This window comes from Caballeronia cordobensis (assembly GCF_001544575.2).
GTDB lineage: Bacteria > Pseudomonadota > Gammaproteobacteria > Burkholderiales > Burkholderiaceae > Caballeronia > Caballeronia cordobensis.
The window spans coordinates 15,070-38,931 of record NZ_FCNY02000021.1 but is presented as its reverse complement, the minus strand read 5'-3'; the positions used below and the strand labels follow the sequence as shown (position 1 = coordinate 38,931).

Here is a 23,862-nt window from a genome sequence, read left to right as displayed (position 1 = left end):
CGTTCTGTCCGGAACCGGGCGGCGATGTCAGCCGCCCAGCTCCTGAAACGCATGGCCGTTCGCCTCCAGTTCCTTGAGGATCTCGGGCGATAGCTCGCTTTGCCAGACATGCCCGGAAAATTGCCACTGTTTCGCCTCGGCCGCTGCAAAATCCGGCAGGCCTGCCCCTTTGCGAACGTACAGTCCGAGCGTCGGTTTGGTGAGGTTGATGTAGAAGTCGAACTCTGACTGTTGCTGTTGCATGGTGCACCTCCGGATAGCTTGAAAAGGGCGTTTCACTCAGCATAGGCCACGCGACGGCAAAGAGGCGCTTTTTTAGCGACGCTTGTATATGCTCGAAGGAACGGAGAACCTCTCGGACGATTTGGGATGCTTATTTATGTAGCCATGACCGGATTGACATCCATGCGGAAAATTTATCCGCATTCCAACCGATCATAATTATCGGAGCACGCGGACACATGACGCCTGCAAAACGACTACATTAGTGGGTGCGTTTCGAACGGAGGGAACTATGGGTCCTGCACTTGATGCGTTTAGGGGCTTCAGCATCGCGGTCGAAGTCCGTCAAAATGAAAGAGGGGCGTGGGTTGCCGAAATCGACTTCAGCAAGGACGGCCAGCCGCTCGTCGATGTATGGCCCCGGACGACTCAGCCCGAATGGCTGACTGTCGAGGAGGCGACACGCGATGGGATCGAATGGGCGCGCCGGGTCTTGATGCAACAGTATGGCCAGGCGTCACATTCCTGGGTCGCTACCCGCGAGCGTGCGTCGGCTTGGGTGCAGTCAGAAGTCGATCGGCGTCGGGATGGAACAACCTTCTACGGTAGATCATGACGGCGTTTGACTGAGTTTCTCGCGCTCGCTGCGCGGACAACATTCACGAATCGTTCGATGATGGCGAGTGCAGTTAGCAGCGTGGCGAGAAGGGCAATCTTGCGAGGTTGAAATGATAAAAGCAGACTCCCGGAGCAAGCGCAAAGCACTGGTCACGAAAATGTGCTGGTTTATCGCGCTTTGGGTATTCGGCGTGGTAGCCACCGTGATTGCGGTTTATCCGCTCAAACTGCTTCTCACGCGCGCCCTGTCTCATTAGAGATCGCGACGGACGACGCTGCCCCTGGATGCAGCGATCAATGCATCGACATGCGCGGGTGAGTCCTCGTCGGCTTCCAGGATCAGAACCACCTGACCGGCCGGAAGAAGAGTGAGGGTCGACTTCACTGATTCATCGTCCAGAACATCAGATATGAGTTGCTGGGCGATACCCGCGGACGTACCCACGGTGAAACCTAATAACGCCCCCGCCGGGCCGCCGAGTAAGCCCAGAAGCGTACCGGTAATGGCTCCGATGACCGGGCCCCAGATCGCTCTCGACTGCGTGGCGAGGACGTTTGTGTTGCCGTCGGATCCTTTCTGCACCAGTACGCCGCTGTGAATCGTCAGGCCTTCATCTTCGGATGCGAAGCGCTGAATTTCCCGGCTAGCCTGTTCGGCGTTCGCCACGCTCGAAAACGTGGCGATTATCAGATGACTCGACATTCCGACCTCCTCGATTGACGTCACGTGAATTGATAGGGGCGCCGCGGCCGCAATTCATCGGGTATCGGGCGGCCATAGATCTCGAAGACCGACCGTTCAATGTTCCGTGACATGGAATCGAGGGCGAGCGCATTGGGTGCCTCACTGAATGGATTCGCCACCTCACTCGCGATTGCCTCCAATGCGATCAAGGTGTATGAAATGAAAACACAGAGCAGGGGAGTGAAGAACTCCGTGGAGTCCACAAGTCCAAAAGGAAGCAAGACACAATACGCGTAGACGGTACGATGCAGTAACACGCTATAGGCGAACGGAATCGGCGTCGATGCAATACGCTCGCATCCGCCGACTGATTTTTCAAGCTCGGAAATCTGATTGTCCAAAATAATGAGCCTGGTCATCGTGCTCCCGTCTCGGTCTTCGAGTTGAGCGAGGCGTTCACGCATTGCGCTCAATAGGGCAGCCGGTACGTAGGCTTTCATTTGCAACGTAGTCTTCTCACAGTCGTCGAGTAATCGGTGAAGGTCGTGCACCGAATCGGTTCGACGTAACTGATGTTTGAGCGCATAGGGAACGGCGACGATCAAGTTGCAGAAACGGACATGATCCATCTGCGTCGGAAAGTAGGACAGCGTTTGCGAGGCAAGATTGCGACTGGCGATGAGGATGTTGCCCCACAGGTGGCGAGCCTCGTTGAATCTCGCGTAGCTTTCATTGTTCCGAAACGCGAGGAATATCGCCAGCGCAATGCCTAACAGCGTGAACGGGGTCGTGTTCAGCGGGATTTTTTCGCCAAAGATTTTCCCCTGGGTCAGAACTGCAAGGCTACTGATGATCAGCATGAAAACAAGCTGAGGGATAATCGACTGCAGCACCGAGCCGTTCCATACGAAAAGCAACGTGAACCAGTTTTGATTCGGTCGGACAATCATGAATGCTCTCAACAGGCGAATAGGTCGGGAGTTGATCGCTTCGGCCGGACTGATCGCGTTCGTCCGGCCCAACGCCACGCTTGGTTCCAGGAGAACGGCTTAGTGATATCCAGCGTCGCCCTCACGGACTTTTCCACGAAACACCCGATATTGCATCGCGTTGTAGACCAGGATGACCGGCAGGACGATAGCTGTTCCGACTAGGGCAAAAATCTGGCTCGATCGGGTAGCCGACGCCTCCCAGATCGTGAGGGAGGGCGGAACGATGTACGGCCAGATGCTGATGATCAACCCGCTGAAGCCGAGGAAGCATATCGCGAGGGTCAGAAGGAAGGGCGTGGCCTCGTGACGTTGTTTGAGGGCGTAGTAAATGCCCCAGGTACAGGCAACAACCAGGATCGGCACCGGTGCGAAATATTTCGTGTTACCGCTCCCGAACCAGCGTGCCTCCACCCTTGGAAGTCCCAGCACCGTCCAGATGCTGACAACGACTATCGTGCCAAACAAGACGGCAACCAACGGCTTCATCACCGCGCGCATCTTGCTTTGCATTTCGCCGTCGGTCTTCATGATGAGCCATCCGCATCCCAACGTCGCGTAGGTGGTCATCAGGCCGAAACCGCAGAACAGGCTGAACGGCGAGAGCCAGTCGAAAGGTGCGCCTGCGAAGCGACCGTCGACGATCTTGATACCTTGCAAGAGCGAACCCAAAACGATGCCCTGACATAACGATGCAAGAGCCGATCCGCCAATGAAGGCGAGATCCCAGGCATGCTGGGTTCGCCGAGCTTTTGCCCGGAGCTCGAACGCCGCGCCTCTGAAGATCAAACCGATCACCATCAGGATGAGCGGCATGTAGTTCGCGGGAAGCAGTGTCGAATACACGATCGGGAAGGCGCCATACAGACCGGCACCGCCTAACACGAGGAAGGTTTCGTTGCCGTCCCAGACTGGAGCGACGGTATTGAGCATGACTTCCCGTTCGCCCTTGCTTTCGAAGAACGGGAATAGCAGACCGATGCCGAGATCGAATCCGTCGAGGATGACATAGATAAAGACGGCGAGGCCGATGATGAGTGCCCAGACAATCGGAAGATCGAGTTGCATTTATTGTTCTCCCTCGAGTGCGTCGAGCGGACGGTTTCGAAGCACAGGGTGCCGCAGATGCGCCCACTGATCGACCACGGCATTCGGTCCACGCTTCATCATCTTGAGCATGTAGTAGATGCCAACACCGAACACCAGAAAGTAGACCATCACGAACATCAGAAGGGATACGCCTGCCTGCTGAGCGCCGATCGGAGATACTGAATCGATCGTTCGAAGGACGCCATAAACCGTCCACGGCTGTCTCCCAACCTCGGTGGTAATCCACCCTGCCAACAACGCGACGATGCCTGAAGGCCCCATGCAGAATACAAAGCCGTGAAACCAGCGAGCCTCATACAGCCGTCCCTGGAACCGGAGAAACAAGGCGATTAGCGCGGTGAGCAGCATGAGCATGCCCAGGCCCGCCATCAACCGAAAGGTCCAGAATATGATCGGCGAATAAGGTCGATCTTCCTTCTTGAATTCCTTCAGTCCGCGGATCTCGCCGGTCCAGCTATGGGTGAGAATAAGACTGCCCAGATGCGGTATCGAGATTGCGTAACGCGTGACCTCGGCGTCCATATCGGGAAACCCCACAAGGTTCAGGGCAGTGCCGCCTTTTTCCGTTTCCCACAGGCCTTCGATAGCTGCGATCTTCGCCGGCTGATGCTCACGCGTGTTCAGCCCGTGTGCGTCACCGACCACGATCTGGAGGGGCGCGAGGAGCAGCAAGATCCAGAGGGCCATCGAAAAGCTGCGCTTGACGGGCTCGTCGGCACGGCCGTTTCTTAGATGCCAGGCGCCACACGCGGCAATGATGAACGCGGCAACGATGAAAGCCGCGATCGTCATGTGCGCGAGTCGATACGGAAACGAAGGATTGAAAATGACTTTGAGCCAATCGGTGGGCACGATGCGGCCGTTGACGATGGCAAACCCTTGAGGGGTGTGCATGAAGCTGTTGGAGGCGAGGATCCAGAACGTCGAGATCAGCGTCCCAACGGCCACCATGAGCGTCGCAAAGAAATGCGCGCGCGGCCCGACACGGTCCCATCCAAAAAGCATGACACCCAGAAATCCGGCTTCGAGAAAGAACGCGGTCAGGACCTCGTAAGTGAGAAGCGGTCCGGTGATGTTTCCCGCGACGTCGGAGAAGCCGCTCCAGTTGGTCCCGAATTCGTAGGCCATCACGACGCCCGACACCACACCCATGCCAAAGCCGACTGCGAAAATGCGGGACCAGAAGTGGAACATCTCCCTGTAAGCGACGTCGCCGGTTGCAAGCCATCTCCACTCCAGTACCGCGAGGAAGCTGGCCATCCCGATGCTGATGGCCGGAAAAACGATATGGAACGATACGGTGAATGCGAATTGCAATCTCGCAAGATGAAAGGCGTCGAAAATATCCATTGGGCGCGGCTCCATTGGCATGATGCGAGGTCACAACTCGGGCAATGAACTCCAGGGACGTCGTCTTCGGGATGACGAGCCCCTGGGGCGTGCCGAGACGCGGTGAATCTGATTCGCTGTCTAAGCGATTGTCTTTAGACGTTGCGGCTTCAGCATGTCAGGGCGCGGTCGCCTCCGAGCGCCGCACGCGTACCGGCACGGACTTGTATGAGGGCGTTCCGCTTTCCTTATCGATGTAATCCAGCGGAACGAGGACATTCGCTTCCGGGTAGTAAGCCGCGACTGAGCCTGGAGCGATCTTGTATTCAATCGCTGTTATCCCTTTTAGCGTTAGTGTCCGGTCGGTGCAGATCGTCTCGATGTCGACGACATCGCCATGTTCAAGGCCAAGTGCAGCTAAATCGGCTTCGTTCATAAAGAGTATGTCGCGTCTCCCGAACACGCCGCGATAGCGATCATCCATTGCGTAGATCGTGGTGTTGTATTGATCGTGGCTACGGATGGTAATCAGGCGCAGCACGCCTTCGGCGCCGAGAACGTCGGCATCCTCCTTGACGCCCTGGTAGATCGAAAATTCGGCTTTGCCTGAGGGCGTGGGCCAAACACGTTCGGTAGGCGGGAGGGGGAGCCTGAAGCCACCGGGGACGCGGATCCGTGCATTGAACGCTTCGAATCCGGGAATGGTTCGCTCGATGGCATCGCGGATCTTGTCGTAATCCGCGATGAGTTCGTCCCACTTGACCTTGCTCGCTGGCAGGGTCGCTTTCGCCATGCCGACGACAATCGCGGGCTCGGAGCGCAGGAATTCGGATGCAGGCGTCAACTTGCCGGAGGACGCATGAACCATCGACATTGAATCCTCGACGGTAATCGACTGGCGGCCGCTGGCCTGCATATCGAGCTCTGTCCGGCCCAGGCACGGCAGCACGTAGGTTTCTTTTCCGACCAGGAGATGGGTTCGATTGAGCTTGGTGCCGATATGAACGCTGAGATCGAGCTCTCTCATGGCGGGAAAGGCCACGTCGGAGTCAGGCAGGGCGACAGCGAAGTTGCCGCCCAGGCAGACGAGCGCTTTGGATTTCCGCTCGATCATGGCCTGCATCGCCTGCACGGCATCGTGACCGTGCACTAGTGGTGGCGAAAAGCCAAAAACCGATTCAATGCTGCTGAGAAACGCGGTAGACGGCTTTTCCGTGATCCCGACGGTTCGATTTCCCTGCACATTGGAGTGCCCTCTGAGAGGGCAAATTCCGGCGCCGGGCTTGCCGAAGTTTCCCTTCAGCAACAGCAGGTCAGCGATCAGCCTGACGTTCGCTGTTCCCCGGTTATGCTGGGTGATTCCCATGCCGTAGGTAACGATCGTCGCCTTCGACTTTGCATAGGCGAGCGCGACCTGCTCAAGGCCCGGCCGATTGAGTCCGCTCGCTTTCTCGATGTCGGCCCATTCCGTCGCTTCGATATCCTGCTTGAACGCCTCGAAGTTGTTCGTGTGTTGGGCGATGAAATCGTGATCGAGCACGTTTCCTTCTTCCGCATCCATCGCCAGCAATGCCTTGATGACGCCCTTGATCGCGGCCGCGTCGCCGCCGGCGTCTACCTGATAGTAGGTCGATGCGATTCTCGTCGAACTGAATGTTGCCATTTCGATGGCATCCTGGGGATCGGCGAAGCGTTCGAGCGCGCGTTCCCGCAACGGATTGAAGACGATGATCGGCACGTTGCGCCGCGAGGCTTCGTGGAGCGTGCCCATCATGCGAGGATGGTTCGTACCGGGATTGTGCCCAATGGATATGATGAGCTCGGCTACGTCGAAATCTTCCAGCGAGACCGTCCCCTTACCAATGCCGATGGATTGCGGGAGGCCGACGCTTGTCGGCTCGTGACACATGTTCGAGCAGTCGGGGAAATTGTTCGTGCCATGCTCGCGCGCAAACAATTGAAACAGGTAGGCGGCTTCGTTTGACGCTCGGCCCGACGTGTAGAACTCGGCTTCATCGGGAGACAGGTTGCGAAGAACTTCTCCGATGCGGCGGAACGCATCGTCCCAGGCAACCGGGAGAAATTTGTCGCTTGCCCGATCGTACACGAGCGGGTGCGTCAGTCTTCCCATTCCTTCCAGTTCGAAATCGGTCAAGCCGCGTAAGGAGGTAACAGTATTCGCGGCAAAGAAATCGGGGCCGACGCGCTTGGTGGTCGCCTCCCAGGTGACGGCCTTCGCTCCGTTCTCGCAAAACTGAAACGTAGACCGGTGCTCCTTGTCAGGCCATGCGCATCCCGGGCAATCGAACCCATCAGGCTGATTGGTGCGCATCAGCGTGATAGGTGCCTCGACCGTCTCCATCTGAGTTCTCACGGCTTGCGCCGTGGCCTTCAGCGCCCCCCAGCCACCCGCGGGCGAATCGTACGGACGAACACCTGGTACCTCTCTTTTTGCCATGCCGGCCTCCGAAGGGATGCGGATAAGAATTGCGGTCGTTGCTGCCAAAGCGATCCGGCGCCGCGCATTCAAGAAAGCGTTCAGGTTTCCTGTGTGCGCTTATGACGGAGCTATTCGAATCGAATTCAGCGTGACAAGAGATGAGTCATTGTAGGTGGTGTCACTATGCCTGGTGCGATGTGCTAAACGATGCTAAGTATCGTCAACGACTTGGTCGTAATGTTTTATTGAATACAACGAATAAGGAGGTCGGATAGTAAGGGCGTGAGGCGGGGCTTGTTCAACTCTAGGGTCACGCTTGTTGCCATGAATACCACCGATGAGCACTCCCTATTTTGAACGCTGCTACGAGGTTTGTGGCAGAAAATTCGGAACGACATTTCTCAGAATGGAGACGATCGTACGCACTCTCTGCGGCACGGGACGTTGGGCCTGGATCAGCAGATTCAAATCCAGCGGGACAATCTGGAAGCCGGGGAGCAATATCACTAGATCGCCGTTTTCTAGTGCTTCTGTGCAGGCATATTCTTCGAACACGCCAATGCCCATGCCGCGACGGACCATTTCAAACGCCGGGCGCCAGTGGCTTGTCTTGATGTCGCTTGGAAAAGGTATGTTCTCCACGACGCCCGAGTCGCTGATCATCGCAATCTGATCCGCTGGGTTGTTGAAGCTGATCAGAGGATGAGAGGCGAGATCACTCGGCGATTCGATGGGACCGTTCCTGTCAGCGTATGCGCGCGAAGCCACGAGAAACCGGCTCACCTTTCCGAGCGGATAAGCGATGAACGCGCCTTCTCCAAGGTGCCCGATGCGAAATGATATGTCCACCCCCTCGGTGACCAGATCAACGACCCGGTCATTCAGCGTCAGGCTCAATGGCGTCGGCGGGAAATTGCTTCGGAAGTATTCGATGAGGTGGGGCAGTATCGTCTCTCCGAAGCAATGTGGTGCTGCGATGCGCGTAGCGCCGTTTGCGAGCTGTTGATCTCCGGAAATCTCGCTTATCGCCTCGGACGCGGCCTGAAGGATCGTCTTGCTCCGTTCATAGAATGTCTGGCCCTCGGGCGTGCAACTGAAGGCTCTCGCGCTCCGGAGAAGCAAGCGGCACCCGACGAACTTCTCAAGCTTCTCGATTCGCTCGCTCACCGTCGACTGGCCGATCTCGAGATCCCGCGCTGCGTCGGAAATACTGGCGCGTTCAACCACTCGAACATAAATACGCATGCTCTCGATGAGATTCATCTACAAGGCCCTCCCGTATCTCCTTGTGCGGGAGCGCGGCGAGAGTACGCCTGATTGCCTGGAAGCGCGGCACGGTTGTTTTCTTGCAGCCGGACAGCGGCGTGTCTGTTGTGCATGTTCATTACCTATCAGCTATTTGGATTGCTTCCACGATAGGCGCGTTACTGCTAGTGCATGCGTCACAGATTGGGCAGTTTGAATAGAGTACAGTTGCAAAAATCGGTAGAAATCGCTCGCTGTTCCTTTCGCGGGCGAACAAGGTGCACGGCTACCATCCATTTGTCTGAGGTTTATATGGCGCTGTATGAAAGGCTTGCAGACGACGTGGAAGGGCTTATCCGCGGCGGAGTGTACAAACCGGGTGAGCGCCTGCCATCCGTTAGGGAACTGAGCAAGCAGCACGGCCGGTCCATATCCACGGTCATACGCGCATACCTGCGCCTGGAAAGCAAAGGCTTGATTTCCTCACGACCTCAATCCGGCTTCTACGTGCGCGACAGTTCAGCGAGCGCCGACGACAGGCCGCTTTTGCCGCTCCTTACCTCGGCACCGGTCTCGGTATCCAGCCGTGTGGACGTGAGTAGACTGGTGCTGTCGACGCTACGCAGGATTCAAGTGGAACACGCGGTGCCCTTGGGGTCGCCCTATCCGGATGCCACGCTGTTTCCGTTCGACAAACTCAACCGGATAGCGGCAAAGATTGGCCGTTCACAAAAGATGTGGGGTGTCGGTGATGCGCTGCCACCAGGGAATCACGAACTGATCCGGCAAATTGCGAAGCGTCATCTGGAAGGCGGGCTCCTCGTGGATCCCAATCAGATCATCATCACAGTGGGCGCAACCGAAGCGATCAATCTTGCTTTGCAGGCAATTGCGAATCCTGGCGATACAGTTGCCGTTGAATCGCCTACTTTTTACGCCATGCTGCATGCGATCGAGCGGTTGGGGATGCGGGCCATCGAAGTTCCAACGCATCCGACGCTGGGAATCGACACAGATGCACTGTCTGGCCTGATCGAACGAGAGAATGTGAAGGCGTGCATGCTCATGCCGAATTTCCAGAATCCGCTCGGGTTTGAAATGCCGGACGAGAAAAAAGAGGAGTTGATGGCTCTGCTCGGAAGGCATGAAATACCCGTCGTGGAGAATGCGGTCTATAACGAGCTGTATTTCGGAAAGACCACGCCGTCCACGCTAAAAGCGTTTGATAAAAAGGGGTTGGTCGTGACATGCGCCTCCTTTTCAAAGAGTCTGACGGCAGCGTACCGTATTGGTTGGGTAGTTCCGGGCGTGTATCGGGATAAGATTGAAAATCTGAAGTTTCTAAACACACTGACTTCTCCACCCATTCCGCAAATGGCGATCGCGGAATTCTTGAAGTCGGGAGGGTATGAACGTCATCTCCGGCGCCTGCGGAAGACCTACGCGCATCAGACCAGATTGACACGAGCGTTGATCCATCGATTTTTTCCGTCGGGGACACGGATCTCCGAGCCTCGCGGGGGATACGTCTTGTGGGTGGAGATGCCTGCCAGCGTGGACGCGATGGAGGTCTATCGACAGGCGCTCGAGCGGGGCATCACCGTAGGTCCGGGTCACATGTTTTCCATCTTCGAGAAAACATATCGGAACTTTATCCGGATTAACTGTAGTAGTCCGTGGTCTTCGCGAATGGAAGAGGCGCTGATGACAGTGGGTAAAATCGTCGCCTTTCTCGCTCACTAGGCTTGTGACGCGAGCGGCGCCGGCGGTCGAGCGCGCCTGCAGATTTTTAGCGCTGTGCCGCCGAGTCGATCGCTTATCGCTGAGCTTCGCGCTTCTCCTGTTCCGCAACTGTGAAGATGGCCTCAGGCATCACTTCGAGGCGGGCCTTTGGAATAGGCGCTCCGCTAGCATCCGAAAACCCATAGGTGCCTTCGTCGATTTTCTGCAGCGCTCGCCGTATATCCTTGATTCGTTGGTCGTTGGCATCGCGCAAGGCTTGATTGGCGACATATTGCTCTCGACGTTGCGCCTCGTCTTCGGATTCCTCGGCTTCGAAGCCATGTTCTTCCTGATACTGCCGTTCGGTTGCAACGGTATTCTCTTCATTGCCAAGAACGTCCTGCTGCAACTGCTCGAGCCGTGCTCGTTGCTTCGCGATGAAGTCGGCGCTGAGGCCGTCGTCCTGACTCATTAGAAGGCCCTCTGAAGGATGGATGGAACTGGCGCACTCGCAGCCGAAGTGGCAACGGTAGGTTACAGTCTAGTGCATACGTGTTGGCAACGAATATAACGATCATAGCGCCGAATCTGGCGGATCGACTTCTGTTCCACTCAACGACTTGCGATAGTTAGTATGGGCGAAGAGGCTCGGCCTTGAAGTCGATATCGCGCGTAGCATGGAAATGGCACGCGGCTGGCGTCTAGCAGATGGCTAAACGGCCACGGGAACTCGCGCGCGAGTTCGAACCGACGGCGCAGACCATCGTCAACTGGTGCGCGCAGGCTGAGCGTGATGCTGGCCGGGCCGCAGCCTGCGAGAGAATGTCGCTTCCATGTTTAATTGGAGATTCTTTCGCACCTGCCGAACGACGCCTCGTGGGCGAAACGCGATGCTGACTCCAAAAGCACGATTCACTTGAATCCTCGCCTCGAGTAGAAGCGATCAAGCTCGGTTTTCTTCGGGCGACGTCCCGTGAAAACCTCCACGTATTCGGGAATCCGCATCATGCGGACCGACAGTTCTTCGTTTTGCCGTGCGGAAACGTATCCAATCTGGACGAAGTAGGCCGCTCTCGCACGCACGTCAGCCTGCTTCGGCTCGTAATTGAATCGGATGAACATGGCAGTCAGCGCGGAGATGCGCGCGACATCGTCTTCGGCTAATTCGCCCGCAATTTCCGGAGATTGCTGAGCCCAGCTTCTGATAGCGGCTTCAAATTTCGAGTCGAAGATTGCATCATCGAACCAGCAGTCAAAGACGTTCAGCATCGCTTCAGCGATGCTATCGGCATAGGCCTCGGTACGACTTATCCAGTTTCCGGAGTTCTTCTCTTTCCACTTTGCCAGCAAACGTGAAAGGAGTTCGTTCTTGTCCTTGAAGAACCAATAAAAACTCGTTCGTGAAAGATTGAGCCTCTTTCCCAATGAATGAAGACTAACCGCTTCAACGCCGCCCTCGAGTAGCGCTTCGTAAGCAGCGGCCAGCCACGCGTCGGCGGAGCCACGCGTCACGTCGGACGTTTTGTCAGTTCGATCGATTGCGTCTTCCATCAAGTCCTTTTGCGGTTGTTCGCGACGACTTTCGATGCAGAGCGGTTGCCCCGAATGATGCGCAGATAACTTTAGTGTACCACTCAGTATATCCACTTGACGGGTTGGTACAGTAGTTCTAGTCTCTGCACATAGAACGCTGATAGTCCCCCAACCTATCCAAGAGGCACGCATGTCCACGGATCCGCTCCTCCAGCCCTACACGCTGAAACACGTCACGTTCCGCAATCGCATCATGACGACTTCGCACGAGCCAGCGTATGCCGAAGACGGGATGCCGAAAGAGCGGTACCGTGCCTATCACGTTGAGCGAGCGCGAGCCGGAATCGCACTGACGATGACGGCGGGCTCGGCAGCGGTCTCCAAAGACAGTCCGCCCGTGTTCAACAACATCCTGGCTTATAAGGACGAAGTGGTGCCGTGGATGAAGGATTTGGTGGACGAGTGCCACGAGCACGGGGCGAAGGTGATGATTCAGTTAACTCATTTGGGACGGCGTACCCGTTGGGACAAGGGTGACTGGTTACCGGCAGTGTCCCCGTCGCACAACCGGGAGCCCGCACACCGAGCGTTCCCGAAGAAAGTAGAAGAATGGGACATTGACCGAATCATCAAAGACTTCGCTGATGCGGCTGAGCGGATGAAGGCGGCAGGACTCGACGGTCTTGAGATCGAGTCCTATGGCCACTTGATGGATCAGTTTTGGTCTCCCCTGACGAACACCCTCGAAGCACCTTACGGTGGCTCACTCGAGAACCGCCTGCGTTTTACCTTCGACGTTTTTAGAGCGATTCGGGACCGCGTTGGAGAGAAGTTTCTTCTCGGGATTCGCTACACGGCAGATGAAACCATTGCGGGTGGCATCACGAAGGAAGAGGGTATCGAGATTTCAAAGCGACTCAAGAGCAGTGGCCTTGTCGATTTTCTCAATGTTATCCGTGGTCACCTTGAGACTGATGCGGGATTGACCGACATCATTCCGATCATGGGAATGAAGAGCGCGGTTCACCTCGATTTCGCCGGCGAAATTCGCAAGGAGACGGAATTCCCGACGTTCCACGCGGCCCGGATTCAAGATGTCGCAACGGCGCGCTATGCGATCGAGGCTGGAAAGGTCGATATGATCGGCATGACGCGCGCGCACATGACGGACCCGCATATCGTGCGAAAAATCATCGAGAAGCGTGAGGACGACATTCGGCCTTGCGTCGGTGCGAATTATTGTCTGGATCGTATCTATCAGGGCGGCATGGCGCTGTGCATTCACAACGCGGCGACCGGCCGTGAGATCGAGATGCCTCAAACCATCGAGCCAGCCGCAAAAAGGCGCAAGGTGGTGATCGTCGGGGCGGGACCGGCAGGGCTGGAGGCTGCGCGAGTTGCCGCCGAACGTGGGCACGACGTTGTAGTTTTTGAAGCCATGAACGATCCCGGCGGCCAGATTCGGTTGACGGCGCAGAACGTCCGTCGAAAAGAAATGATCGGGATCATCGATTGGCGCATGGCGCAGTGCGAAAAGCGTGGTGTGCGCTTTGTTTTCAACACGTTCGCGGACGCTGAAACCGTGAACTCGGAAAACCCAGAAGTCGTTATCGTTGCGACTGGCGGCATGCCTCACACAGAGGTCTGCATCGAAGGGAACGAGCACGTGATTTCCTCTTGGGACATCATCTCGGGCGACGTCAAGCCAGGCGCAAATGTTCTCATTTTCGACGACGCCGGCGATCACGCTGCGTTGCAGGCTGCCGAGACCATTGCTCAGTCCGGCGGCAAGGTCGAGATCATGACGCCGGATCGCACTTTTTCGCCTGAAGTGATGAGCATGAACCTCGTACCGTACATGCGCTCGTTACAGAAGCTCGCGACGAAGTTCACCGTGACCTATCGACTCGAGTCCGTGCGTCGTGAAGGAGCGGATTTGATAGCGACGATTGGAAGTGACTACGGCGGCATCCGGAAGGAAGAGCGCTACGACCAGATCGTGGTGAATCACGGGACCATTCCGATGGATGAACTCTATTTTGAGCTCAAACCGCTTTCGACAAACCTCGGGGCCGTGAATTACGACGACCTCATCGATGGAAAGCCCCAAGTTGATTGCAAGAATCCGGAGGGCAGGTATCAACTGTTTCGCATTGGCGACGCAGTGTCTGCGCGCAACACGCATGCAGCCATCTACGACGCGCTGCGACTGACTAAGGATCTTTAACGCATCGGGCCGAGATGCGAGGCGACAGGTGACTTCATGGACGAGCCCGTCGCTTCGCGGGTCGTCCCCTTTGCGAACTTATGCCTTCTTCTTTGATGCTTCCGGCTTATCCGGCCACATCTTTCGGCGTGCAAAGAATCGTTCGAGTTCGCGTTCTGTCGGCTTTACGGACGTGAATAGTTGAGCGTATGCGGAAATCCTGGACATGCGCAGCGACATCGGATCATTCGGTTGTGATGCGAGATACCCTAATTGCGTGTAATACATCGCGCGAGCTCGCACATCCGCATCGGCATGCTCGTACTCGAACCGCTCGAACATGGCGACAAGCGCCGCGATTCGTCTTTCGTCATCGTCCGCGGTTTCTCGAGCCACCTCCGGAGATTGCTGAGCCCAACTGCGCATGGCGGCTTCGTAGCGAGAATCGAAGATTGAGTCGTCAAACCAGCAGTCAGTTACGTTCAGGACCGCCTCATTGATCGTCTCGGCGTATGCCTGGGTTCTCTCGATCCAGTTCCCTGTGTTTTTCGCCTTCCACCGATTGAGTAGCGCCGCCAAGAGTTCTTCGCGATCTTTGAAAAACCAGTAGAAGCTCGTGCGCGACAGATTCAGTTTCTTAGCGAGCGGGAGAATGCGAACCGAATCGATGCCTCCCTCGAGGAGGTTATCGTAAGCAGCGTCGAGCCAAGTTTCGGGAGAGCTGCGGTTTGTGTCCACAATCTGGTCCATCTGGAAATCCTTATACGAATCGAGAGCGCTCGATTTTTGAGCGCATCACACATTCGAAGAGTAACCGGAAATCGGCCGATTGCACAGAACGCATACACGAGTGTTTCTACGGTTGACAATGCTGTACAGGACGTGCACTAATCAACGAGACAGTCACGCCACTATGGTCACGGAGAGACGTAATGAGCAAAGTTTTGATTATTGGCGCTACCGGCACGATCGGGAGGGCCGTTGTGGGCGCGTTGGCCGGGCGTCATGATGTCGTCGAGGTTGGCGCGACTAGAGGCTCGCATCGGGTGAACTTCAAAGATCCTTCCGACGTGACACGCCTCTTCGAATCGATTGGAAGAGTGGGCCACGTCGTGACCGCGGCGGGTAACGTGCACTTTGGATCACTCGCGGAGACCACCGTGGCGCAGTTTTGGACCGGGTTGACCGACAAACTGATGGGACAGGTCAACGTGGTGCTCATCGGTCAGGCGTGGGTGAATGACGGAGGCTCTTTTACCCTGACAAGCGGCATAACGGCTGATCAACCCGTTCGCGACGGGACCAACGCGGCGACAGTGAATAAAGCGTTAGAAGGCTTTGCGCTCGGCGCTTCGATCGATCTGAAACGCGGTCTTCGCATTAACGTTGTGAGTCCAACCATGCTCGAAGAATCGGTACCGTCCTTCGGACCATACTTTCCTGGTTTCGACCCGGTCAGCTCCTCGCGAGTCGGCCTCGCTTACGTCAGAAGCATCGAGGGCGGCGATACCGGACAGGTCTATCGAGTGGGCTATTAATCCTACGAATCGTGAGTAAGGCTGGCCCCCGCGGATATGGGGCCAGCGAATATCTAGCAAGCCTCCTTGCTTCCCTCGTCTTCAACCCGCAGCGATTCCTCACTTCCCCGCGGACCTTGATGAACATGGCGCTAACGCGTTTCGTCTCATTCCGGCATGAAACGCAAGCGTCGTGCCCCATGTCGTTTTAAGAAGCCGCTGTAGACATAGCGCACTCTGCATCCCGCTCAAATACCTTATCAAAACCGCTGCGTCGAGCAGTCAAAAAAAGAGACCGTCTGTCGTGTGTACACTAGTGTTTGTACGATTGACAAAGATGTACAACGAGCCTAATCTTCAAATCAACAAAACGACGGATGCAACGGGGACTCTGCTAGCCAACCGATTGGCGGCAGTACACAACCACACAAGCAGGGGTTGGAATAAGCACGACGAAACTCGTCCGTTGCTGCTGAGCGAGTGAATTAGCGATCTTGGATCGGCGATCGTATTGAATTTAAACAACTTAGTTGTACGTACTTCGACGCGCTTTTGTTTCGAGGAGATCTATCTTGGCTGCAGTACCTAATTTGCATAAACGCATCACGGTGGAACCGCCGCGGACTGAGCCGACGGATTCGGGATGGTATCTAACATCCGGTCCCGCTTTACCGTTGAAGGCTCAGGAAGGCGACGTGTCGTGCGAGTGTCTGGTCATTGGTGCCGGTTGGATGGGACTGCACGCGGCACGCCGATATGCGGAGCTCCGCCCGCAGGCGAAAGTGATTCTCGTGGATGCCGGTCGCATCGGCAACAACGCGTCCGGCCGGTGCATGGGATTTGCGATTGACCTGGCTCACAACCCCCGCAAGCGCGACTTTGTCGAAGATGACCAGGGGAATCGCGACGAACTGCATGTGAATACCGAAGGCATTGCCTATATCAAGAGCGCAGTCGACGAGTTGGGCGTCGACTGCGACTGGGATCCGCAAGGAAAGTATCACAGCGCAGCTTCTTCGTCCGGCGTCCAAGACCTGGTGGAATTCTCAAAAGCGCTTGATCGTCTAGGGCAGAAATACAGTTGGGTCGAGCGTGAGGAAATGCAGGATATCACGGGCAGCAAGCATTACATCAAGGCATTGCATCACCCGGGTACGGTATTGATTCAACCCGCCAAGTATTTGAAGAATGCCGCGCGCAAGCTGCCCTCGAACGTGACGATCTACGAAAACACTGCGGTGCGGTCTGCGTTGTTCGGCAATTCGCATCATCTGTTCGAGACCGCTGCCGGGACCATCAAAGCCAACAAAGTGATTATCTGCACAGCAGGCTATCTGCAGAACTTTGGCTTCTTCCCGAACTCCGCGATTCCGGTCTATACGTTCGCGAGCATGACGCGTCCGTTGACTGAAAAGGAGCTTGCGTCGGTGGGGAGCCACCAGACTTACGGGCTGATTCCTGCGAACAGTTTCGGCACAACCGTGCGACGGACATTCGACAACCGGCTGTATCTGCGCAACGTGTACTCGTATGCCACGCACTTCAAGACGACCATCGACGATGTGATGAGTGCGAGAAAACATCAACAGGTGTCTTTCGATCGCCGGTGGCCTGAACTCTCCAAAATGGGTTTTGAAGCGAGTTGGGGCGGATTGCTGACCCTGTCGCAAAACGGTGGCATGGCGTGGGGCGAGCTCGCACCGAATGTATACGGCGCAGCGTTCTGCAATGGGACAGGCATTGCTCGCGGCACCGCGTTCGGTAAGGCCGTCGCTGAGCTGGCCGCCGGCATGCGTTCGCGGTCGATCGACATCTTGAAGACGAAGACGCCGCCCAGCCGAGCTTACCCGACTCTGATTACTTCGCTTGGGGTCAAGTTCGTCACGGGCAGCCGGTTCAAAAAGGCAGGCGTTGAAGTTTGAATTTTTTCTTTGGAGAGGAACAAATGGAAAAGGCAAAACTGGCTGGTATCAACCTCGCAATGCAAACCCCGTTTAATGAGGACGGGTCGATCAATCTCAAGGTGTACGAGGCGCTGATCGACAAGTATATCGACGCCGGCGTTCATGGCCTTGTGCTCGGTGCGGGTACGGGACAGCATCCGTACCTGACGGAAGCGGAGTGCAACAACCTATACGAACTCGGTGTTAAGCGTGTGGCGGGGCGTTGTAACGTAATCTGCCAGACCTCTGCGCTGAACGTCGACGAAGTGATCCGACGTTCGCGCCATGCCGAGTCGATCGGCGCCGATGCAATCATGGTTCTGCCGCCGTACTTTGAAGGACCGTCCGACGAAGACAGCCTCTTTTCGTTTTATGAAGATGTGGATGCTGCAGTGAAGGTCGATATCGTCGGCTACAACATTCCGCAATCCACGGGTATCTCCGTTTCGACCGCATTACTCAAGCGACTTGCCGAACTCCCGCATTTTGCATACATCAAAGATAGCGGCGGCGACTTCGCAATTCATCAGGAATATCTTCAGACATCGGTCAACGTCCTGAACGGTGCGGACACCATTGCCGCTTATGCGTTCATGGCGGGCGCAGTCGGTGCGATTCAGGGAACCGCGAACTACATGCCTTACGAAGCAGTAGAACTGTACAACCTCATTCAGGAAAAGAAGTTTTCGGAAGCGCTCTCACTGTGGCAACGCATGCTGCCTTCTATCCTGCTTTTCTGGCAAGGCTACTATGTCCAATCGGTTCTGCGCGCGGCTCAGCTTCGCGGCTTCGGCACCGGAAACGTGCGCAAGCCCCTCCGAGGTATCTCGGCCGAGCAAGACGCGGCTATCCAGAAGGCGATTGCCCCGTTGATCAAGTGACCGCGCGGTCGTGGCTCCGGATTAACTAGACTACTCACCCGCTTCCCGGAAGGACAACCGTCATGCGTAAGTTTTGGAAGATGCTCGCAGGCGCGCTTATGTTGAGCTTCGCTCTTAACGTCAGTGCGGCCGACAATAAAGTCGTCAAGATTGGCACGCTACCGTGGGAGGACACCGTACCGCTGACAGGCATCGCCAAGCGGTTCTTGGAAAAGCAGGGCTTTACGGTGCAGGTCACGACATTCGCGGATTGGGGCATCGCCTTCAGCGCGTTGTCACGCGGTGATGTTGATCTCATGGTTTCACATATCAACTATGTCACCGCGGACTACTGGAAGCGAAACAAGGACCGGATGGAAAAGGTTTCCACTGCGTCCCACGGTCTTCGGCAAGGTCTTGTTGTGCCTGCTTACATGTCGATTAACTCGATCGAACAGTTGAATTCGATCAAGGATCAGGTTGGCGGGAAAATCATCGGGATCGAAGCCGGGACAGGGGTGATGCAAGAAACGGCGGACGCCGTGAAACAGTACGGCCTGCAGTATCAACTCGTGGAAGGGAGTACGGCAGCGATGATTGCTCAACTCCAGTCGGCGATGGAGCGAAAACAACCCATCGTGACCATGCTGTGGCAGCCGTCGTGGATGGACCAGAAGTTCAAGGTCAAATACCTCGAAGACCCGAAGCATGTTTATCCGCCTCCGCAGACCTACTATTGGATTGCCAAGAAAGGTTGGTCTGCGGCGAATCCTCGCGCGCGCGAAGCGATGGCAAGCATGTTCGTGCCGATTGACGACATCACCCGTATGAATACCGCGGTGAATGAAGGCAAGACTATGGATCAGGCTATCGATGGATGGTGGAAGGACCACACTGACCTCATCAACAGGTGGTCGGTGCTGTCGAACAACTAATGCGCGGGCCGCGATGACGCCGGCATGGCGTCATCGCCGGCGGTCATTCCGACGAGTTTTCTCCGACTTCGGATGGACGTATGAACATGATGAACGAACTTCCCCACGTGAAGCAGGCAACCGCCGTGGAATGCCGCGGAGTATGGAAGATCTTCGGTAGCCAGACTTCAGCTGCCCTCGAAGCGGCCAAGAGCGGCCGTTATAACAAGGACGAGCTCCTGGCGAAATTCGGCTGCGTGGCGGCCGTGGCCAATGCTTCGTTCTCGGTCGGCGAAGGCGAAACTTTCTGCATTATTGGTTTGTCAGGAAGCGGAAAATCCACGCTGATTCGGCACTTCAACCGCTTGATCGAACCGACGAGCGGCGAGGTCGTTGTCCGTGGTAAGGATATCTGCAAGCTGAAGAACACGGAGCTTCGCGCGCTTCGCTCCCGATGCATCGGCATGGTATTTCAGCAGGTCGCATTGCTTCCCTATCGCACTGTCTTGCAAAACGTCATGCTGCCGCTAGAGGTCCAGGGCGAATCCTCCGCGAATGCGCGAAGTCGCAGTCAGGCTGCGCTGGACACCGTCGGTCTCGGAAATTGGGCGAATCGCTTCCCACGTGAGCTGTCCGGCGGGATGCAGCAACGTGTCGGTATTGCAGGGGCGCTTGCCGCTGAGCCTGACGTGCTCCTCATGGATGAGCCGTTCAGCGCGCTTGACCCGCTGATTCGCAAGCAGTTGCAGATCGAATTCAAGCAACTGTCCACGAAGCTTAGAAAAACAACCATCTTCATCACGCACGATATCGAGGAAGCGATTCGCATCGGGGACCGCATCGCGATCATGCGCGAGGGGCGGATTATTCAGATCGGCACGCCGGAAGAAATCGCACTGCACCCTGTCGACTCTTACGTCGCAGATTTCATGGAAGGCGTCTCGCGTCTCAAACTCGTCAAGGCTCATTCCGTCATGCAGCCTGTGTTGGCCGAGGTGTCGCACGGCGGATCCAGCGTGACCGTCACGGAATACCCCACGGTGAACATCAACGCAAATCTCGAGGAAATGATTGATTTGTCGATCGCCAAGTGTGCGGAAAGGTTGGCGGTCGAACGAAACGGCCAGATCGTCGGAATGGTAAGCCGTGAGAACCTGTTGTGCGCCACGCGCGCTGCGGAGTAAGCCAGTGACGGGCGTCCAAACAGCGACTGAGAGGTCCACGCAATGATTGACTTTACCGAAGGCTTCGACAGTGTTGTCGACAATAGTCTGGGATGGCTAACGGACCACGCGACCACGGCGTTCAACAGCCTCAGTTTCGTGCTTAACGGAACCTTCAAAGGTCTCAATGCACTATTGATCGCCGTCCCATGGTGGGTTCTGGTCCTCGTTGTGGCAGTGACGGGGTGGCTGTTCATCGGTCGCGTCTTCGCTCTGGCCGCGCTCTTTGGGCTTTGGCTTTGTGAAGCGATGTGGCTCTGGCCCGAGACGATCAGCACGTTGACATTGGTCTTCAGCTCTACGTTTCTGGCGTTAATCGTGGCAATTCCGCTGGGTGTTGCGCTCGGATTGACGACCCGCTTTGTGCGAAGCTTCGACGTCGTGCTCGACTTCATACAGACCATGCCACCTTATATTTATCTGCTACCCGGCATCGCTCTGCTTGGATACGGACCGCCGACTGCAATGTGGGCGACATGGATCGTCGCTATTCCGCCTGCTTTGCGTCTGACTGCTCATGGTGTGCGAATGACGCCGCCCCAGTTCAACGAGTTGGGGCTCGCTGTCGGCATGACATCGACCCAACTGTTGTTCAAGATTCGTCTTCCATTCGCGCTTTCGTCGATTCTTACGGGTGTGAACCAAAGCCTCATGTTGAGTTTCGGAATGGTTGTCATCGCGGGCATTGCCGGCTCGGGTGGGTTAGGACAGGCAATCTATGACGCGGTCAGATTGTTGAAGATGGATAAGGCCGTCAATGCCGGCATCGCGATCGTGGTTGTCACGATCGTACTAGACCGATTGACGCAACGGATGGGGCAGCGGCGACAAGGAGGTGTGCGGTGATTGACTTGATACATGTGTCTCCGGGCGCGGCCGTCGCGCCAGTCGTGTCCTGGCTCAACATGAACCATCACAGCTTCTTCGCTTCAGTTTCCGATGTCTTTGGCACGCTGATCTCAGCGGTCGTATATGTGCTGTCGTTCGCACCGCCGTTGGTCACGATCGGCGCATTGTCCGTACTCGTTCTGTGTATCGCCGGATGGCGGGGAGCACTGCTGTGCGCCGGTGGATTGGCTTTGTGTTTGCTAATCGGCATGTGGGCCGCCACGCTGCAGACGATTGTCGTGATTCTCCTGTCGGTGATTTTCTCGGTTCTGGTAGGCGTGCCGCTAGGCGTTCTCATGTCCAGAAGCGAGCGACTCAAAATCATCGCCCGTCCGATTCTGGACATGATGCAAACGATGCCGCCCTGGGTGTATTTGGTTCCGGCCGTCATCTTGTTCGGGTTAGGTGTCGTGCCTGCATTGCTTTCGACAATCGTATATGGGATTCCGCCAATGATCCGATTGACGATTCTGGCGATGAGTCAGATCCCGGAGAATCGGATTGAGCTCGGTACGTCGATAGGCGCGACGAAGAAGACCATCTTTTGGAAGATTCAATTGCCCTCGGCAATGCCCACTTTGCTGGTCGGCATCAACCAATGCGTTCTCTTCTCTCTTGCAATGGTTGTGCTCGCAGGGTTGGTTGGGGCCGGTGGACTTGGTGCGGAAGTCACGCGCGGCCTTTCACGGATGGAGTTCGGTCTGGGAATGCGGGCGAGCCTCGCTATCGTGATTCTGGCTCTCGTGCTGGATCGTGTATTCAGGAGCTCGATCCCAAAGCGTTTCCTCGCGTTGTCGTAACCAGAGAAGCTTTAGCACGGCATATCGGATATGTGCTGCTGCTCGAACGCCTGGTTAGGTATGCGAATAGTATTAACTAAATCACTTTCAGAGTAAGAAATATGAACTTGCGAGATGCTCTTTTCATCAACGGACGATGGGTTCAGCCGGTTCTAGGCGGCAAGCTGGAGGTGTTCAACCCGGCCGATGGCAAAGTTTTCCATACGATTTCGGCGGCCTCTGCTCAAGACGTCGACCACGCAGTTCGCGCAGCGCGTCTTGCGTTCGATGAGGGTTCCTGGCCACGTCTTTCCGGTAAAGAACGTGCGCGATATCTGCGTCGTATCGCCGAGGTGATACGCGGCCGCTTGTCCGCTATCGCCGAAACTGAAGTACGGGACAATGGCAAGCCGCGGCCGGAAGCCGAGTGGGATATTGGCGACGCTGCCTATTGCTTCGAGTATTACGCCAGGATGGCCGAGGAGTTTGACGACAATCGGAGTGAATCGATCACGCTGCCCGATGCCCGATTCGAAACGAAGGTAATGCGTGAGCCGGTGGGCGTGGTTGGCGCAATCATCCCTTGGAATTACCCGCTGCTAATGGCTGCATGGAAAGTCGCACCCGCACTTGCGGCGGGATGCACGGTGGTGCTCAAGCCGGCAGAGCAGACATCGCTTACCGCACTTGAACTCGCGGGCATTGCTGAAGAGGTGGATCTGCCGCCCGGCGTGCTGAATGTCGTGACCGGATTCGGAGCCGATGCCGGTCAATCACTGGTCGATCATCCGATGGTCGACAAATTGGCATTCACCGGCTCTGGAGCAGTAGGCTCCAAAATCATGGCAGCGGCGGCGAAAGACATTAAACGGGTCAGCCTGGAGCTCGGCGGTAAGTCCCCATTCCTCGTATTCGAGGACAGCGATCTGGACAAAGCTGTGGAGTGGGTGATGTTCGGCATTTTCTGGAACCAAGGTCAAGTGTGCTCCGCGACGTCACGTGTGCTGGTGCACGAGCGGATCTATCAGAACTTTATCGATCGCCTGGTCGTTGAGGCCAAAAAGATCTCGATCGGAGATGGTCTGCAAGCGGGCACGCTTCTCGGCCCGCTCGTGTCGGAGCTTCAGCATCAGCGTGTCACGGCTGCGGTCGAAAAGGCCGTCGCGGACGGTGCGACGATCCTGACGGGCGGCGGGCGCCCTGAAGGGCTCGAAGCTGGCTACTTCTTTGAACCCACCATCCTGACGGATGTGCCGTTGACCAGTTCTGCATGGCTTGACGAGATCTTCGGTCCTGTCGTTTGCGTGCGCCCGTTCGCATCCGAGAAGGAGGCCATTTCGCTTGCAAACGACACCCGGTTCGGACTTGCCTCGGCTGTGATGACGGAAGATACGAAGCGTGCTGAGCGGGTCGCCGCTGCGCTACGAACCGGCACGGTTTGGGTCAATTGTTCGCAGCCGTCATTCACCGAGGCACCTTGGGGCGGCTACAAGCAGTCCGGCATTGGCCGCGAACTTGGCAGGTGGGGCTTCGAGAACTACCTTGAGACGAAGCAGGTTACTGCATACGTGTCCGGCGAGCCGTGGGGCTGGTACCTGAAGTAGGCTCGTGCGATGGCTAGATAGTATCGTCGCTACTA

General features: G+C 56.3%; 21 protein-coding genes. 11 read left to right on the top strand and 10 right to left on the bottom strand.

All coding sequences use genetic code 11. The features are described 5' to 3' along the window. Positions 1 to 27: 27 nt before the first annotated feature. Complete coding sequence (locus tag AWB70_RS30215; protein ID WP_045453165.1) at positions 28 to 243, bottom strand: hypothetical protein; 216 nt, start codon at positions 241 to 243, stop codon at positions 28 to 30. Between the two features lie 271 nt (positions 244 to 514). Between AWB70_RS30215 and AWB70_RS39670 the strand changes: the two genes are divergently transcribed. Then, complete coding sequence (locus tag AWB70_RS39670; protein WP_045453167.1) at positions 515 to 838, top strand: DUF6566 family protein; 324 nt, start codon at positions 515 to 517, stop codon at positions 836 to 838. A gap of 255 nt (positions 839 to 1,093) precedes the next feature. Here AWB70_RS39670 and AWB70_RS30205 read toward each other — a convergent pair whose 3' ends face one another. The 6 genes from AWB70_RS30205 to AWB70_RS30180 form a co-directional block, all read right to left on the bottom strand. Continuing rightward, positions 1,094 to 1,543, bottom strand: a complete 450-nt coding sequence (locus tag AWB70_RS30205; protein WP_045455497.1) for a DUF1269 domain-containing protein — start codon at positions 1,541 to 1,543, stop codon at positions 1,094 to 1,096. Positions 1,544 to 1,563: 20 nt separating this feature from the next. Continuing rightward, positions 1,564 to 2,475, bottom strand: a complete 912-nt coding sequence (locus AWB70_RS30200; protein WP_045453170.1) for a bestrophin family protein — start codon at positions 2,473 to 2,475, stop codon at positions 1,564 to 1,566. Between the two features lie 99 nt (positions 2,476 to 2,574). Continuing rightward, on the bottom strand, positions 2,575 to 3,582 hold the full coding sequence (cydB, locus tag AWB70_RS30195) for a cytochrome d ubiquinol oxidase subunit II (RefSeq protein WP_045453172.1): 1,008 nt from the start codon (positions 3,580 to 3,582) through the stop codon (positions 2,575 to 2,577). Beyond that, positions 3,583 to 4,974: a cytochrome ubiquinol oxidase subunit I gene (locus AWB70_RS30190; RefSeq protein ID WP_053568949.1), complete on the bottom strand. Its 1,392-nt coding sequence runs from the start codon at positions 4,972 to 4,974 to the stop codon at positions 3,583 to 3,585. Between the two features lie 157 nt (positions 4,975 to 5,131). Continuing rightward, entirely contained in the window at positions 5,132 to 7,411 is a 2,280-nt protein-coding gene (locus tag AWB70_RS30185) for an FdhF/YdeP family oxidoreductase (RefSeq protein ID WP_053568973.1), read from the bottom strand. Positions 7,412 to 7,756: 345 nt separating this feature from the next. Then, entirely contained in the window at positions 7,757 to 8,656 is a 900-nt protein-coding gene (locus tag AWB70_RS30180; RefSeq protein ID WP_053568950.1) for a LysR family transcriptional regulator, read from the bottom strand. A gap of 294 nt (positions 8,657 to 8,950) precedes the next feature. Here AWB70_RS30180 and AWB70_RS30175 point away from each other — a divergent pair, with 294 nt between their 5' ends. Further along, positions 8,951 to 10,381 (top strand): aminotransferase-like domain-containing protein, encoded by a 1,431-nt coding sequence (locus tag AWB70_RS30175; RefSeq protein WP_053568951.1) that lies wholly within the window; start codon positions 8,951 to 8,953, stop codon positions 10,379 to 10,381. Between the two features lie 73 nt (positions 10,382 to 10,454). On the opposite strand, the gene AWB70_RS30170 is transcribed toward AWB70_RS30175, so the two are convergent. Further along, positions 10,455 to 10,832, bottom strand: a complete 378-nt coding sequence (locus AWB70_RS30170; RefSeq protein ID WP_053568952.1) for a TraR/DksA family transcriptional regulator — start codon at positions 10,830 to 10,832, stop codon at positions 10,455 to 10,457. Positions 10,833 to 11,272: 440 nt separating this feature from the next. Then, positions 11,273 to 11,911 carry a TetR/AcrR family transcriptional regulator gene (locus AWB70_RS30165; protein WP_167350992.1) on the bottom strand — a complete coding sequence of 213 codons (639 nt, stop codon included), beginning with the start codon at positions 11,909 to 11,911 and terminating at the stop codon, positions 11,273 to 11,275. Positions 11,912 to 12,083: 172 nt separating this feature from the next. Here AWB70_RS30165 and AWB70_RS30160 point away from each other — a divergent pair, with 172 nt between their 5' ends. Next, positions 12,084 to 14,120 carry an NADH:flavin oxidoreductase gene (locus AWB70_RS30160; RefSeq protein ID WP_053568953.1) on the top strand — a complete coding sequence of 679 codons (2,037 nt, stop codon included), beginning with the start codon at positions 12,084 to 12,086 and terminating at the stop codon, positions 14,118 to 14,120. Between the two features lie 78 nt (positions 14,121 to 14,198). On the opposite strand, the gene AWB70_RS30155 is transcribed toward AWB70_RS30160, so the two are convergent. Continuing rightward, positions 14,199 to 14,849, bottom strand: coding sequence for a TetR/AcrR family transcriptional regulator (locus AWB70_RS30155; protein ID WP_053568954.1), 651 nt, complete (start codon positions 14,847 to 14,849; stop codon positions 14,199 to 14,201). A gap of 182 nt (positions 14,850 to 15,031) precedes the next feature. Here AWB70_RS30155 and AWB70_RS30150 point away from each other — a divergent pair, with 182 nt between their 5' ends. The 8 genes from AWB70_RS30150 to AWB70_RS30115 all read left to right on the top strand — a co-directional run bounded on the left by AWB70_RS30150 (position 15,032) and on the right by AWB70_RS30115 (position 23,827). After that, positions 15,032 to 15,637, top strand: coding sequence for a short chain dehydrogenase (locus tag AWB70_RS30150; protein WP_053568955.1), 606 nt, complete (start codon positions 15,032 to 15,034; stop codon positions 15,635 to 15,637). 551 nt (positions 15,638 to 16,188) lie between these two features. Continuing rightward, on the top strand, positions 16,189 to 17,538 hold the full coding sequence (locus AWB70_RS30145; RefSeq protein WP_235024391.1) for an NAD(P)/FAD-dependent oxidoreductase: 1,350 nt from the start codon (positions 16,189 to 16,191) through the stop codon (positions 17,536 to 17,538). A gap of 23 nt (positions 17,539 to 17,561) precedes the next feature. Next, entirely contained in the window at positions 17,562 to 18,440 is an 879-nt protein-coding gene (locus AWB70_RS30140; protein ID WP_053568957.1) for a dihydrodipicolinate synthase family protein, read from the top strand. A gap of 62 nt (positions 18,441 to 18,502) precedes the next feature. Further along, a complete protein-coding gene (locus tag AWB70_RS30135; RefSeq protein WP_053568958.1) occupies positions 18,503 to 19,354 on the top strand; it encodes a glycine betaine ABC transporter substrate-binding protein in 852 nt (283 codons plus the stop codon). Between the two features lie 80 nt (positions 19,355 to 19,434). Further along, the gene (locus AWB70_RS30130; protein WP_053568959.1) at positions 19,435 to 20,517 is read left to right on the top strand and encodes a quaternary amine ABC transporter ATP-binding protein; all 1,083 of its coding nucleotides are present in this window, start codon (positions 19,435 to 19,437) and stop codon (positions 20,515 to 20,517) included. Positions 20,518 to 20,559: 42 nt separating this feature from the next. Further along, positions 20,560 to 21,402: an ABC transporter permease gene (locus AWB70_RS30125; RefSeq protein WP_053568960.1), complete on the top strand. Its 843-nt coding sequence runs from the start codon at positions 20,560 to 20,562 to the stop codon at positions 21,400 to 21,402. Positions 21,403 to 21,446: 44 nt separating this feature from the next. After that, positions 21,447 to 22,244 carry an ABC transporter permease gene (locus AWB70_RS30120; RefSeq protein ID WP_235024390.1) on the top strand — a complete coding sequence of 266 codons (798 nt, stop codon included), beginning with the start codon at positions 21,447 to 21,449 and terminating at the stop codon, positions 22,242 to 22,244. 101 nt (positions 22,245 to 22,345) lie between these two features. Beyond that, positions 22,346 to 23,827 (top strand): aldehyde dehydrogenase family protein, encoded by a 1,482-nt coding sequence (locus tag AWB70_RS30115; protein WP_087086361.1) that lies wholly within the window; start codon positions 22,346 to 22,348, stop codon positions 23,825 to 23,827. Positions 23,828 to 23,862 lie beyond the last annotated feature (35 nt).